We start from the raw sequence: 14,418 nt of genomic DNA, 5'->3' as shown, positions 1-14,418 counted from the left end.
CGCGGCCGGTCGCAATCGTGTACTGCACAGCCGCGCAGTGCACAGCCGGTGCGGCGGTCGGCATCGGCTGCGATCATTGCATCACCATCGCCATCAGCAAGGCGCCGAGCAGCAACCAGAGCAGCACGCCTGCGCGCACCAGCAACAGCGCGCGGCGCACGCTGTCGGCACTGGCCGGAGCGCCCTCGCCCAAGCCGGGACGTGGCTGCCACTGGCCGTGATACGGCGCCGGGCCACCCAGGCGCACGCGCAGCGCGCCGGCACCGGCGGCCATCACCGGCCCGGCATTCGGGCTTTTCCAGCCGCGGCCCTGGCGCCAGGCGCAGCGCAGGCCCACGTGCGTTGCGCCGAGCGCGGCGTAGGTGGCCGCGGTCAGGCGTGCCGGCAACCAGTTGAGCACATCGTCGATCCGTGCCGCCGCCCAGCCGAAGCTGACATAGCGCGGCGTGTGATAGCCCCACATCGCATCCAGCGTATTGGACAGCCGGTACAACACCGCGCCCGGCGCACCCAGCACCACGCCCCAGAACAACGCGGCGAATACGGCGTCGCTACCGTTTTCCAACACCGATTCGGTGGCGGCCGCGGCCACCTGCGTGGCATCCAGCGCGGCGGTATCGCGACTGACGATGCGGGCCACTGCCGCGCGCGCTGCCGGCAGGTCGTCGGCCTGCAACGCAGCGATCACCGGTTGCGCGTGTTCGCCCAGGCTGCGCAATCCCAGTGCCAGATACAGCATCACGGCGGCAAACCCCGCTGCCGCCCAGGCCGACCACCACCACAGCAGTGCCTGCAGCCCTGCGGCCAGTAGCGTCCACGGCAGCACCGTCACGCACCACGCCAGCACGCCGGCGCTGCGGTGGTCACGGTGCAGGCGTTGCTCGATGCGCTGCGCCCACCGCCCGAACAGCACCAGTGGATGCGCCCGCCGCGGCTCGCCCAGCAGCAGATCCAGCAGCACTGCTGCGGTGGCCGTCATCAGCAGCATCGGGCGCGGCACAGCGTGATGCCACACCTCAGCCCACCGCCGGGCAAGCCGCGCGCGCCCATGCCTACAGCTCGATGCCGAGCTGCGCCTTGATGCCGGCGTTGAAGGCATGTTTGACCAGCCGCATCTCGGTGACGGTGTCGGCCACTTCGATCAGGCCGGCGGGCGCTCCGCGTCCGGTGATCACCACATGCTGGCCGGGCGGACGCGCGGCTACTGCGGCCAGCACCTGGTCCAACGCAACATAGTCCTTCACCAGGGCGATATTGAGTTCGTCCAGCAGTACGAAGTCGTAGCGTGCATCGGCGAGCATGCCGCGTGCCAGCTGCCAGGCCGCCTGCGCGGCGGCGATATCCACGTTGCGGTCCTGGGTTTCCCAGGTGAAGCCCTCGCCCATCACGTGGTAGTCGAGCAGGTCGGGAAAACGGCGAAAGAATGCCTCTTCGCCAGTGGAGAACGTGCCCTTGATGAACTGCACCACGCCGCAGTGCAAGCCGTGCCCGAGCGAGCGCGCCAGCATGCCGAAGCCGGACGAACTCTTGCCCTTGCCGTTGCCGGTATTGACCAGCAACACGCCGCGGTCGATCACCGCGCGCGCGATGCGCCGGTCCACCAGTTCCTTCTTGCGTTGCGCGCGTTGCCGATAATGCGCGTCGTCGTGTTCTGGGGTGGTCATGCGCGCTCTCCCATCAGTGGACGTGCGGCAAGGCTGCGCCCTGCGGCAAGCAATGCGAAAGTGACACCCACGTAGCCGGCCAGGGTGCCGAGCGCGCGTGGGTAGTACACCGGCACGCGGGCCAGGAAGCCGCCAAGCGTGGCCTGCGGATAGCGGCCGGAAAGGAAATAAAAGCCACCCTTGGACAGCAGGTAGGCCGCGCTACCGCTGAGCAACAGCGCGCCAAGCACACGTGGCAGGCCTGCCCATGCATCGCGTTGAAACCGCACGGCAGACCACCGCCCGCCCAGCCACAACGCGGCATAGGCAAGCGCCAGCGCCCAGTACGCTGGCGACAGGCACCAGTCGTCGATGCTGCCGGAGGCCAGGCCGATCAGATCCAGTGCCGAGGCCAGCCCGAACAGCAGCGGCAGCATCCACACCGGGCGCAGCAATGCACCGGCCAGGAAGAACACCGCCCACGAGGCGCTCGGCAACACGTCCACGCTGGCCAAATGCTGGCCGCGGGTGCAGACCATCAGCAGCGCCAGTGCGCTGCCACAGGCCCATGCGGCCCCGCCGTGCAGGGCCGTTCGCGCGGGCGCGGCCTGATGCGAAGCGACGGTCATGACAGCTCCAGCGCGGTGGTCGAATCGGCGGCATCGCGGCTGGTGCGCCAGCGCAGCACACACCCCGCAACGGCCAGCGCCACCGCCAGATACAGCGCAGTGCTACGCACGAACACCGGGCCCCACTGCCACGCACGCTGCAGGTACTGCGCCCAGTGCGGGTCGGGATAGCGCCCGCCCAGCCAATAGAACGCGCCATTGGAGATCAGGAACGACACCGCTGCAGCCGCGACCCCCAACGCCCAGGCCGCGCACAACGACATCGCCGCAGGTGCAAGGCGCGCCTGGAACGCACGGCCGGCGTACCACAGCACGGCATAGGCCAGCGGCAACTCGGCGTAGGCGGCGGTGATGCAGAAGTCGCTGACGCCGGCCAGCGAGACCGCGGCCCAGTCGATCAGCACCGCCAGCACCAGCAACAGCGCGAACGCCGCGTGCCGGCGCAGCGCCAGGCCGCCAAGGAAGAACACCGCCATCGAGGCATCGGGCAGATGCAGCCAATCGCCCACGTGATGGAAGCGGGTGGCCGTCATCGCCAGCATCAGGGCGATGAGCAGGTTGCGCTGGGCAGGACGGGACAGTGGGGTCATCGATGTTCCTCGAAGAGTGGCAAGCAGGGCGACCGGTCCACACCGGCCGCCTGTCTACCTCGATCAACCGCAGGGTTTGCCCCGTCTCACTGCGCCGGTTGGTAGCGGAAGGTCAGCAGGTAGTTGCGTCCCGGCTGTGCGTACCAGCGCGCGGTTTCGTACTGGCGGTCGAACACGTTGTTGGCGGTGAACTGCACCTTCCAGTCCGCGTTCACCGCATAGCTCACGCGCAGATCCAGCAAGCCGTAGCCGGCCAGTCGCTCGGTATTGGCCAGGTCGTCGTAGCGCCTGCCCGAGCCGAACAGGCTCGCGCCCACGCCGAACGCGCCGAAGCTGCGGTCGGCATCGATCCGCCCGCTCTGGCGTGCGCGGCGCGGCAACCAGTTGCAACGATCGACCTCGCCATCGGCCTGCGGCTGTAGCCAGGTCAGCGCGCTGCGCAGGGTCCAGCCGGCCAGCTCGGTGTCGTAGCCGGCTTCCACACCGCGGATGCGCGCCTTGTCGATGTTGTTCGGCTGCCCGAACGGATGGGTGGCATCCACCAGCCCCGCATCGTAGGCAATCAGATCGTCGATGTGGGTCTGAAACGCGCTGAGCGTCCACACGCCCCAGTCGTAGCTGCCACGCAGGCCCAACTCGGCGCTCTTGGAGGTTTCCGGCCCCAGCAGCGGATTGCCGAAATCGGGGTAGTACAGCTCGTTGAAGGTAGGCGCCTTGAACGCAGTGCCGTAGCTGGCGGTCAGGCGCAGATGATCGGCGAAATCCCAACCCCACAGCAGGCTGCCGGTGGTCTTGCCGCCGAACTGGCTGTTGTCGTTGCGCCGCAGGCTGGCCTGCAGCGATTGGCTGCCGAAGCGCTGTTGCCACTGCGCAAAGGCCGCGCGGTCGATCCGACTGTCGGCATCGTAGCTGTCGCTGCTGGCGATGGCATCGCGCTGCCAGTCGAAGCCAACCGTGAGCAGACCGGGCGCGGTGGTGATGTCGGCCTGCAACGCGCCCTGCTTGCGGCGCGTGTCGTAGGTGGACAGGTACGCGCCGTCGTAATAGCTATCGCTCAGGTCGGCGCTGCTCCCCAGGCTGGCGGTGAATTTGAGCGCGTCGCTGGGCGCATAGCGCACGCGCCCGCCCACGGCCTGCTGCACGCCCTTGCCCAGGTTGCCGCCGAAGGCCGAGCCGTCGTATTCGTTGCGGCTCTGCGTGCGCAACGCATGCACATCGGCATCCCACTGCCGGTTGAAGCGCCAGCCGCCCTGCATGCTCAACGAATCGTTGCGATAGTCATCGCGGTCCGGATCGTAGGCGCTGGAGCTGGTATCCAGGTACGCATTGATGCCATCGGTTTCGTCATGCACGGCGTTGACCGAATACCAGCCGCCGGCCTCGCTCAGGTCGCCCTGGCTGCGCCCGGCGACACCGGCCCCGTAACGGCGCGCATTGTCGCTACCGGCCGCCACGCTGAGCGTGGGCACGAAACTGCCTTGCGGGCGACGGGTAAAGATCTGGATCACCCCGCCCAATGCCTCGGAGCCATACAGGCTGGAAAACGGCCCGCGCACGATTTCGATCCGTTCGATCTGCTCGATCGGCAGGTCCTGCAGCGCCGCGCCACCGGCGGTGGCCGAACCGATACGCACGCCGTCGATCAGCACCACCAGATGGTCCGACTCGGTGCCGCGCAGGAACAACGAGGTCGCCTTGCCCGGGCCACCGTTGTTGGCCAGCGACACGCCGGCTTCGCCGCGCAGCAGGTCCTGCAACGAATTGACCTGGCGGCGCTCGATCTGCGCGCGGTCGATCACGGTGACCGGCGCCAGCGTCTGGTCCTGGGTCTGTGCGGTGCGCGAGGCGGTCACCACCACTTCGTCCAGATCGATGGCGGCCTCGGCCTGGGCCAGCGAGGCCACGCACAACGACAGACCCGCCGCCAGCACGGCGCGACGCGGCAAAACGGAAGAAACGGACATCGACTGCTGCTCCTGGAACCGCGCCTACCCGCGCGGGGGCGATGGGGTGGCAGGCAGCAACGGGCCAGGCGTCCGGCGCGCGGGCACCAGATGCACAGGGCCACGCCCACCGCGTGCCGGGTCAATCCCTTCAGGCCGGTCTCCGGGCTCGCGAGCGGAAGCGGTCGCTTCCCGGGCCTGCGCCTTCCCATGCACAGCACAGTGGCGTTACGTGCAGACCCTTGTCTCGCCCACCGTTGCGGGGGCAGCTCCGGACTTGCGCCCGCCAAGGCGATGCGCGCACCGGATTCCCGTTTAAACCACCGGCCAGCCGGCAGTCACCTCAGGGCCGCGCATGGTAGCAGGCGCCTCCACGGTCTGCGACCACCGGACAAGCCAGGCGCGTCGCCACGCGCCGGGATGGTCAACGATGGTTTCCTTCTCCCATCGGGACATTGTCCCCCCGTCATGGGGAGAAGATGGCGCGCAGCGCCGGATGAGGGTGCGAGCGAAGCCTTATGTGCATCTCACGCCCCCTGCAGCGCCTGCTCCAGATCCGCCAGCAGATCGTCGATATGCTCGATGCCGATCGACAGGCGCACGGTGTCCTCGCTGACGCCGGCATGTTCCAGCTCGGCCGGCCCCAGCTGCCGATGGGTGGTGGACGCCGGGTGCGTCGCCAGCGACTTGGCATCGCCGATATTGACCAGCCGCGTGAACAGCTGCAGCGCATCCAGGAATCGGGCGCCTGCCGCGCGCCCACCGGGCAAGCCGAAGGTCAGCACGCCCGAGCCATGGCCGCCCAGGTACTTCTGCGCCAGCGCGTGCTCGGGGTGATCGGGCAGCGCCGCGTAATTGACCCAGGCCACGCGCGCATGCTGCTGCAGGTACCGGGCAATCGCCAGGGTATTGGCATTGATGCGCTCCATGCGCAGCGGCAAGGTCTCGATGCCTTGCAGGATCAGGAACGCATTGAACGGCGACAGCGCCGCACCGGTATTGCGCAGCGGCACCACCCGCGCGCGGCCGATATAGGCAGCCTCGCCCAGGGCCTCGGTATAGACCACGCCGTGGTAGCTCACATCCGGCTCGTTGAGGCGCGCAAAGCGCGTCTTGTGCGCGGCCCACGGAAACCGCCCGCTGTCCACGATCGCGCCGCCGATGCTGTTGCCATGCCCGCCCAGGTACTTGGTCAACGAATGCACCACGATGTCGGCACCGAAGTCGATCGGCCGCAATAGCGACGGCGTGGCCACGGTGTTGTCCACGATCAGCGGCACGCCGTGCGCATGCGCTACCGCGGCCACGGCCTGGATGTCGGTGATATTGCCGCGCGGGTTGCCGATCGACTCGACGAACACCGCCTTGGTGCGCTCGTCGATCAGGCCGGCGAACGCTTGCGGATCGCGGTAGTCGGCAAACCGCGTACTGATGCCGAACTGCGGCAGCGTATGCGCGAACAGATTGTAGGTGCCGCCATATAGCGCACTGGACGAGACGATATTGTCGCCCGCCTCGGCAATGGTCTGGATCGCATAGGTCACCGCCGCCTGCCCCGATGCCAGCGCCAGCGCCCCGATGCCGCCTTCCAGCGCAGCGACACGCTGCTCCAGCACGTCGTTGGTGGGGTTCATGATGCGGCTGTAGATATTGCCCTGCACCTTCAGGTCGAACAGGTCCGCACCATGCTGGGTGTCGTCGAAGGCATAGGCCACGGTCTGGTAGATCGGCACCGCCACCGCGCGCGTAGTCGGGTCGGGGCGATAGCCCCCATGCACGGCGATGGTTTCAGGTTTCCACTGCGGATCGGTCATGGCACGGCTCGCTGGGGACGACGCAACAAAATACCCGGCCAGCGGCCTTCAATTCATGACAGCACGTCATGACCTCATGACCTCGTGACCTCGTGACCAGCAGACCCGCCCCGCCCACGCTCGCCAACATCCGCCTGCCGCTCGCGGCGCGGTCAGTCGCCAACGCCACAACCACTGCGTATGATCGTGCAGACGCTCAAAGGACGTGAAGCGATGCGAAGCCATCTGGCGGTTGCGTTAACGGTAGTCGCCCTGCTCACCGCGCCAGGCGCGCACGCTGCGCCGCCAGCTGAGAATGATGCGCTGCTGCAGTGGTCGCAGCCTGGCGATTGCGGCCGGCAGCGGGTTCGCAAGGCCGACCCGAGCAGTGTGTTCGATGCTGTCTCCATCCGCGAACAGACCGAGCGTTATCTCGGCCTCCTGTCAGAGGTGACAGCAGGAAATCGGACCGCCCTCAAACTCACACACCTGTGTACGGCCTTCGGCGTCGATTTCGTGCAAGGGCTGTTGCCGCCCGCACGCGCCGAACCATGGAATCCCTCGCCGCAGCAGCCAATCGGCCAAGTGTTCACCGCCTTCACCCAGGAAGCAGGCACGCCATACCAACAGCGGATCGAAGTGACGTACAGGCCGGGGGGCCTCTCGTTTTCGTTGTTCACTACCGTGGACGGGACAGGCGACAGCGATGCATCCGACAAGCATGATTCTATGCAACGCGATATGGGACAGCACTGTCCTCTGCGGCTGAGCGAGTTGATCCAACGGATGACGCGTGCCGGATTCGTCGGGGAATACACCGGGCTGCAGGCTCCCGACGAAGAACTGGCCATCTTCGATGACGGCGTTGGCATCTCCTTCCGACGGGGCAACGAAAAAACCGTCGTCGACGCAACACTCCAGGGCCGTTTCGTCGACCAGCGCGCCAGTCCCGGGACATCCTGTGTGGCGAGCATCTCCCTCGCGACCTGGGACTGACCGGCCTGGACCTCAGCCGGCGAGACCGATGGCCGGGCGACTGATCGGCGCCTCCGACCCTTGCCTACCGCTGCAGGGCCGACAGCCGGCGCATCGCAGGCCACCCGCATTCAACCCGATCATCGGAGCATGCTGCTCCACGTCCAACCTGCAGCAGATCTGTGGAAAGGCAGGCACCGATCGGCCGCGCAAGCCGCGCCCGATCGGTGGTGCCAGAGCGTCGATCACCCCTTGCCGAACTCCAGATGCCCACCCTGCGCACGCACGCGCACGGTCTCGCCGCTGGCGTACTGGCCCGACAGGATCTGCTGGGCCAGCGGGTTTTCCACCTGCGCCTGGATCGCGCGCTTGAGCGGGCGCGCGCCGTACACCGGGTCGAAGCCGACATTGCCCAGCAGCTCCAGCGCGGCGTCGTCCAGGTCCAGCTTGAGGCCGCGTTCGGCCAGGCGCTTTTCCAGGCCCTGCAGCTGGATGCGCGCAATCGACTTGATCTGCGCCTTGTCCAGCGGATGGAACACCACGATGTCGTCCAGGCGGTTGATGAACTCCGGGCGGAAATGCGCCTGCACCACGCCCATCACTGCCGCCTTCATCTGCGTATAGGCCTCGGCGCTGCCGTCGCCGGACAGCTCCTGGATCTGGTGCGAGCCCAGGTTGGAGGTCATCACGATGACGGTGTTGCGGAAGTCCACGGTACGCCCCTGGCCATCGGTGAGGCGGCCATCGTCGAGCACCTGCAACAGGATGTTGAACACATCGGCATGCGCCTTTTCCACCTCGTCCAGCAGGATCAGCGAATACGGACGACGACGCACCGCCTCGGTGAGATAACCGCCCTCCTCATAACCCACATAGCCCGGAGGCGCACCGATCAACCGCGCCACCGAGTGCTTCTCCATGAATTCGCTCATGTCGATGCGGATCATCGCCTCGGTGCTGTCGAACAGAAACTCCGCCAGCGCCTTGCACAGCTCGGTCTTGCCCACGCCGGTAGGACCCAGGAACAGGAACGAGCCGCTGGGACGATTGGGGTCGGACAGACCGGCGCGCGAACGACGTACTGCATCGGACACCACCTTGATCGCCTCGTTCTGGCCGACCACGCGGTGATGCAATTCGTCTTCCATGCGCAGCAATTTGTCGCGCTCGCCTTCGAGCATCTTGTTGACCGGAATGCCGGTCCAGCGCGACACCACCTCGGCAATCTCCTCGGCGGTCACGCGGTCCTGCACCAGCTTGAAGTCGTGGTGCTCCACTTCGTTGGCCAGCAGCATCTGCTTTTCCAGTTGCGGCAATACGCCGTACTGGATCTCGCTCATCTTGGCGTAGTCCTGCCGCCGCTGCGCGGCTTCCAGCTCCAGCTTGGCGTGCTCGATCTGCTCCTTGATCTTGGTGGTGCCCTGCAGCGCGGCCTTCTCCGACTTCCACACCTCGTTGAGATCGGAAAACTCGCGTTCGAGCTTGTCGATGTCGCTTTCCAGGTCGGCCAGGCGCTGCCGCGAGGCCTCGTCCTTTTCCTTCTTGAGCATTTCGCGCTGGATCTTGAGCTGGATCAGGCGGCGCTCCAGGCGGTCGAGCTCCTCGGGCTTGGAGTCGATCTCCATGCGGATGCGCGAGGCGGCTTCGTCCATCAGGTCGATGGCCTTGTCCGGCAGCTGACGGTCGGTGATGTAGCGGTTGGATAGCGTGGCGGCGGCAACGATGGCCGGGTCGGTGATCTCCACGCCGTGATGCACCGCGTAACGCTCTTTCAGGCCACGCAGGATGGCGATGGTGTCCTCCACCGTCGGCTCGCCCACGAACACCTTTTGGAAGCGGCGCTCCAGCGCGGCATCCTTTTCGATGTACTTGCGATATTCGTCCAGCGTGGTGGCGCCGATGCAACGCAGCTCGCCGCGCGCCAGCGCCGGCTTGAGCATGTTGCCGGCATCCATCGCGCCATCGGCCTTGCCCGCGCCGACCATGGTGTGCAGCTCGTCGATGAACAGGATGATCTGGCCTTCGTTCTTGGACAGGTCGCTGAGCACCGCTTTGAGGCGTTCTTCGAATTCGCCGCGGAATTTGGCGCCTGCGATCAGCGCGCCCATGTCCAGCGACAGCACGCGCTTGCCGCGCAGGCCTTCAGGCACTTCGCCGTTGATGATGCGCTGGGCCAGGCCTTCGACAATGGCGGTCTTGCCCACGCCGGGCTCGCCGATCAGCACCGGGTTGTTCTTGGTGCGCCGCTGCAGGACCTGGATGGTGCGGCGGATTTCCTCATCGCGGCCGATCACCGGATCGAGCTTGCCGCTTTCGGCGCGCGCGGTCAGGTCGATGGTGTACTTCTCCAGCGCCTGACGCTGTTCTTCGGCGTTTTCCGACTGCACGGTCTCGCCGCCGCGCAGCTTGTCGATGGCCGCTTCGATCTTCTTCTTGTCGCCACCGGCCGCACGCAGCGCCACGCCTAGCGGGCTGGCATCGTCGGCGGCGGCCAGCACGAACCACTCGCTGGCGATGAAGGCATCGCCGTGCTGCTGGGCGAGTTTGTCGGTCTGGTTGAGCAGGCGGTTGAGATCGTTGCCGATCGACAGATTGCCTTCCTGCCCGGACACCTTGGGCAAGGTTTCCAGCGCCTCGCCCAGGCGCTCGCGCAGCAGCGGCACGTTGACGCCGGCCTGCGACAGCAAGGGGCGCGTGCTGCCGCCGCTCTGGTCGAGCAGCGCGGTGAGTACGTGGACCGGTTCGATGATGTTGTGGTCGCGTCCCACGGCCAGCGACTGTGCGTCGGCCAAGGCCTGCTGGAACCGCGAGGTGAGTTTGTCCATCCGCATGGGGATTCCTCTGAACGGGTGGCCGGCATGTCCGGCGATACCGAGCAGATGCGGTTGCCAGGCGGCGTTTCAAGGTGTGCTGCGACACGAAGGTCGCGCCAGCGCTCGGCGTTCCCGCACCAGGCCGGGCGTGATGCAGCCCAGGCGGCACGGTGCGGGCGGCACCGTGCCGGGGTCGCAGCGCCCGGGCGCTACCCGATCCGCCGCAGCGGCGCTCCTGCCCGCATCGAAGCGGTGCGGCTGGCAGCGTCCTGGCCGGCATCGGCCTCGCCGGCAAGCACCGCTGCCTCCACCGCCCCGCCGGCCAGCAGACGCGACAGCACCTGCGCCTGGAGTGCCGCCAGTGCCGGCATGCCCGGGGTGCGCGGGTGCGCCACCGGCACCGCCAGATCCAGGCCGATCTGGCCATGCTCGATCACCACGATGCGGTCGGCCAGCGCGCAGGCCTCGGCCACGTCATGGGTCACCAGCACCACGGTAAAACCGTACTGCTGCCATAGCTGCACGATCAGTTGCTGCATCTCGATGCGGGTGAGCGCATCCAGCGCGCCCAGCGGCTCGTCCAGCAGCAACAGCCGCGGCCGATGCACCAGCGCACGCGCCAGCGCCACCCGCTGCCGTTGGCCGCCCGACAGCGCCGCCGGCCAATCGCCTGCACGCGCGCCCAGGCCCACGGCATCCAGCGCGTCCTGCGCCTGCGCACGCCCGGCGCGGCCCAGCCCGAGCGCCACGTTGTCGATCACGCGCTTCCACGGCAGCAGCCGAGCATCCTGGAACATCAGCCGCACTGCATCGCGTTGCGCCGCCAGCGCTGCATCAGCGCTGTCGACGCCGCCGGTATCGGCCGCCTCAAGTCCGGCGATCACCCGCAGCAAGGTGCTCTTGCCACAGCCACTGCGTCCGACCACTGCCACGCAGGCGCCCGGCGCGATCTCCAGGTCGATGCCGCGCAAGACCTCCCTGTCGCCATAGCGCTTGCCAATGCCGCGCAAGCGCAGCGGCAGGCCGGTGTCGACCGCGCTCATCGGCGCAGCTCCGCACGCCGTTGCTGTGCTGGATGCCAACCCAGCCACCAGGCTTCCAGTCCGCGCGCGGCCAGGTCGGCCAGCTTGCCAAGCAGCGCATACAGCACGATCGCCACCACCACGATGTCGGTCTGCAGGAACTCGCGTGCGTTCATCGCCAGGTAGCCGATGCCGGAGCTGGCCGAAATGGTTTCGGCCACGATCAGGGTCAGCCACATCAGCCCCAATGCGAAGCGCAGCCCCACCAGGATCGACGGCAGCGCGCCGGGCAACAGCACGTCGACGAACAACTGCGGCCCGCGCAGGCCGTAGTTGCGCGCCATCTCGATCAGTGCCGGGTCCACGCTGCGGATGCCGTGATAGGTATTGAGGTAGATCGGGAAGAAGGTGCCCAGCGCCACCAGGAACAGCTTGGCGCCCTCGTCGATGCCGAACCACAGGATCACCAGCGGAATCAGCGCCAGATGCGGCACGTTGCGCAGCATCTGCAGGCTGCTGTCGAGCAGCCGCTCGGCCACCGGCGACACGCCGGTCAGCAGGCCCAGCGCCAGCCCGATGCCACCGCCGATGGCCAGCCCCAGCGCCGCGCGCCAGCTGCTGATGGCCAGGTGCTGCCACAGCTCGCCGCTTTGCACCAGCGTGGCTGCCGCGCGCAGCACCGCATCGGGTGCCGGGAGAATGCGCTCGGGCAGCCAGCCGGTGGACGCGGCGATCTGCCAGGCGGTCAGCACCGCCAACGGCAACAGCCACGGCACCAGCCGGCCGCTCCACTGGCGCAGCGGCGTGCTCATGCGCGCACCGGCCGGCTGCAGCACCGTGTCCAAGTCAGCGCGCGCATCACTTTGCTGCGGCCTGTGCGGCAACGCTGGCGGGCGCACGCCACACCGCCGGTGCCACCAGCACGCGTTTGGGCAACAGGCGCTGTGCGAAGAACAGATCGGCGGTGGCCTGCTGCGCCTTGATCACCTGCGCGCTCAGCGGCTGCACGCTGGCCGGCGGGCGATGCGCCAGCGTGCGCTCCACCACCGCCGGCGACAGCCCGCTGACCTGCGCCAGTGTCTTGATGCTGCCAGCACGGTCGCGCTCCAGCAGGCCATCGGCCTGGTTGAGCGTGCCCATCACCTGCTGCACGAACGGCCCCCACGCCGTCGCATAACGCCGCGACGACAGGAAGAAACCGCCGGTCAGCCCCAGCCCCTCGCCATTGGCGAGCAGGCGCGCACTGCCATCCAGCGTCAAGGCCGAATACCACGGGTCCCAGATCGCCCAGGCGTCCACCTGCCCGGCCGCGAACGCGGCGCGCGCATTGGCCGGCGACAGGTACAACGGGGTGATGTCGCGCATGCTCAGCCCGGACCTGGCCAACAGCCGCAGCAGCAGGTTGTGCGCACTCGAGCCCTTCTGGAAAGCCACGCGCTTGCCCTTGAGGTCGGCCACGCGCCGCAGCGTGCTCCTGGCCGGCACCAGAATCGTCTCGGCCTTGGGCGTGGGCGGCACCCAGCCCACGTACAACAGATCCGCGCCGGCCGCCTGGGCGAACAGCGGCGGGATATCGCCGGCACCGCCCAGATCGATGCTGCCCACGTTCAAGGCTTCCAGCAGCTGCGGGCCGGCAGGAAATTCCACCCAGCTGATCCTGGTGCGCGGAAAGCGCTGCTCCAGCAGCCGATGCTGTTTGGCCAACACCAGGCTGGACACCGCCTTCTGGTAGCCGATGCGCAATTGCGCCGGCTCGGCGGCTGCAGCGGCCTGCATCCACGCCAGGCACAGCAACACCAGCGCTGTGATGCGCCTGGCAAACACCACGGCCCCGACGCGTGCCAGTCCGGCACGCACGGCAGCATTCGCCGCCCCCGAACGCCTGGACTCGTGGGTGGGAAACATCGTCATGGCGTGCATGCTCGCTGCTGGAAACCCATCGCGCATCGCCCCCTCCTTATCGCCAATCGGTGGACGGTTTTTCCCAGAGGTTGATACCGCCCTCGACCGCGTGGCGATCGATCTCGGCCAACTCTTCCGGGCTGAAATGCAGGTTCTGCAGCGCCGCCACGTTCTCCACCAGCTGCTCCGGGCGGCTGGCACCCAGCAGCGCCGAGCTCACGCGCGCATCGCGCAACACCCAGGCCAACGCCAGCTGGGCCAGGCTCTGCCCGCGCTGGCGCGCGATGCCGTCCAGGCCGCGCGCACGCTGCAGGTTGTCTTCGGACAGATGCTCCGGGCGCAGCGACTGACCGCCTGGGCGGTTGACCCGCGCATCGGCCGGCACGCCCTGCAGGTACTTGCCGGTGAGCAGGCCCTGCGCCAGCGGCGTAAAGGCGATCACGCCGGCGCCGAGGTCGGCGGTGGTGTCCAGCAGGTCCTGCTCCGGCCAGCGGTTGAACAGGTTGTAGGCGGGCTGATGGATCAGCAGCGGCACCTTCCACTCACCCAGCAGCGCAGCGATCTCGCGCGTGCGCGCCGACGAATACGATGACACGCCCACGTACAGGGCCTTGCCCTGCTGCACCGCACTTGCCAGCGCGCCTGCGGTTTCTTCCAGCGGCGTGTCCGCATCGAAGCGGTGCGAATAGAAGATGTCCACATAGTCCACGCCCAACCGCTGCAGGCTCTGGTCCAGGCTGGACAGCAGGTATTTGCGCGAGCTGCCGCCCTGCCCGTACGGGCCCGGCCACATGTCCCAGCCGGCCTTGGTGGAGATGATCAACTCGTCGCGATACGGCTTGAAATCCTCGCGCAGCAGGCGGCCAAAGTTGCGTTCCGCGCTGCCGTAGGGCGGACCGTAGTTGTTGGCCAGGTCGAAGTGGGTGATGCCCAGGTCGAATGCGGTGCGCAACAACGCACGCTGGGTATCGATCGGCGTGCTGTCGCCGAAGTTGTGCCACAGGCCCAGCGACAATGCGGGCAGCACCAGGCCGCTACGGCCGACACGGCGGTAGGCGATACGGTCGTAACGGTCGGGATGTGCGAGATAGCTCATGACAGTGTCCGG

12 protein-coding genes and 1 riboswitch are annotated in these 14,418 nt (G+C 67.6%); of the genes, 1 reads left to right on the top strand and 11 read right to left on the bottom strand.

Features of this window, described 5'->3' with window-relative positions; translation table 11 throughout:
- Positions 1-73: 73 nt before the first annotated feature.
- The 6 genes from cbiB to XcodCFBP4690_RS00550 form a co-directional block, all read right to left on the bottom strand.
- On the bottom strand, positions 74-988 hold the full coding sequence (gene cbiB, locus XcodCFBP4690_RS00575) for an adenosylcobinamide-phosphate synthase CbiB (protein ID WP_104539129.1): 915 nt from the start codon (positions 986-988) through the stop codon (positions 74-76).
- Between the two features lie 64 nt (positions 989-1,052).
- Positions 1,053-1,664 (bottom strand): cob(I)yrinic acid a,c-diamide adenosyltransferase, encoded by a 612-nt coding sequence (cobO, locus tag XcodCFBP4690_RS00570; protein ID WP_104539128.1) that lies wholly within the window; start codon positions 1,662-1,664, stop codon positions 1,053-1,055.
- The gene (locus tag XcodCFBP4690_RS00565; protein WP_104539127.1) at positions 1,661-2,272 is read right to left on the bottom strand and encodes a hypothetical protein; all 612 of its coding nucleotides are present in this window, start codon (positions 2,270-2,272) and stop codon (positions 1,661-1,663) included. The genes cobO and XcodCFBP4690_RS00565 overlap by 4 nt, the downstream gene beginning before the upstream one ends.
- Positions 2,269-2,862, bottom strand: coding sequence for a hypothetical protein (locus tag XcodCFBP4690_RS00560; RefSeq protein ID WP_104539126.1), 594 nt, complete (start codon positions 2,860-2,862; stop codon positions 2,269-2,271). Before XcodCFBP4690_RS00560 ends, XcodCFBP4690_RS00565 begins: the two co-directional genes overlap by 4 nt.
- A gap of 86 nt (positions 2,863-2,948) precedes the next feature.
- Positions 2,949-4,826 (bottom strand): TonB-dependent vitamin B12 receptor, encoded by a 1,878-nt coding sequence (btuB, locus tag XcodCFBP4690_RS00555; RefSeq protein ID WP_104539125.1) that lies wholly within the window; start codon positions 4,824-4,826, stop codon positions 2,949-2,951.
- A gap of 116 nt (positions 4,827-4,942) precedes the next feature.
- Positions 4,943-5,166, bottom strand: a riboswitch (cobalamin riboswitch).
- A gap of 166 nt (positions 5,167-5,332) precedes the next feature.
- The gene (locus XcodCFBP4690_RS00550; protein WP_104539124.1) at positions 5,333-6,619 is read right to left on the bottom strand and encodes an O-acetylhomoserine aminocarboxypropyltransferase/cysteine synthase family protein; all 1,287 of its coding nucleotides are present in this window, start codon (positions 6,617-6,619) and stop codon (positions 5,333-5,335) included.
- Positions 6,620-6,799: 180 nt separating this feature from the next.
- Here XcodCFBP4690_RS00550 and XcodCFBP4690_RS00545 point away from each other — a divergent pair, with 180 nt between their 5' ends.
- A complete protein-coding gene (locus XcodCFBP4690_RS00545) occupies positions 6,800-7,594 on the top strand; it encodes a hypothetical protein (protein ID WP_104539123.1) in 795 nt (264 codons plus the stop codon).
- A 224-nt stretch (positions 7,595-7,818) separates the two neighbouring features.
- On the opposite strand, the gene clpB is transcribed toward XcodCFBP4690_RS00545, so the two are convergent.
- From clpB to mgrA, 5 genes are all read right to left on the bottom strand, one after another.
- Positions 7,819-10,404, bottom strand: coding sequence for an ATP-dependent chaperone ClpB (gene clpB, locus XcodCFBP4690_RS00540; protein ID WP_104539122.1), 2,586 nt, complete (start codon positions 10,402-10,404; stop codon positions 7,819-7,821).
- A gap of 191 nt (positions 10,405-10,595) precedes the next feature.
- Positions 10,596-11,429 carry an ATP-binding cassette domain-containing protein gene (locus XcodCFBP4690_RS00535; RefSeq protein ID WP_104539121.1) on the bottom strand — a complete coding sequence of 278 codons (834 nt, stop codon included), beginning with the start codon at positions 11,427-11,429 and terminating at the stop codon, positions 10,596-10,598.
- Complete coding sequence (gene ssuC / locus XcodCFBP4690_RS00530) at positions 11,426-12,220, bottom strand: aliphatic sulfonate ABC transporter permease SsuC (RefSeq protein ID WP_104539279.1); 795 nt, start codon at positions 12,218-12,220, stop codon at positions 11,426-11,428. The genes XcodCFBP4690_RS00535 and ssuC overlap by 4 nt, the downstream gene beginning before the upstream one ends.
- Positions 12,221-12,266: 46 nt before the next feature.
- The gene (locus XcodCFBP4690_RS00525; RefSeq protein WP_410049744.1) at positions 12,267-13,319 is read right to left on the bottom strand and encodes an aliphatic sulfonate ABC transporter substrate-binding protein; all 1,053 of its coding nucleotides are present in this window, start codon (positions 13,317-13,319) and stop codon (positions 12,267-12,269) included.
- Positions 13,320-13,365: 46 nt separating this feature from the next.
- Complete coding sequence (gene mgrA, locus XcodCFBP4690_RS00520; protein WP_104539120.1) at positions 13,366-14,406, bottom strand: L-glyceraldehyde 3-phosphate reductase; 1,041 nt, start codon at positions 14,404-14,406, stop codon at positions 13,366-13,368.
- Positions 14,407-14,418: the final 12 nt, after the last annotated feature.

The organism is Xanthomonas codiaei (genome assembly GCF_002939785.1).
Classification (GTDB): Bacteria; Pseudomonadota; Gammaproteobacteria; order Xanthomonadales; family Xanthomonadaceae; genus Xanthomonas; species Xanthomonas codiaei.
This window is presented reverse-complemented; position numbering and strand designations above follow the sequence as displayed.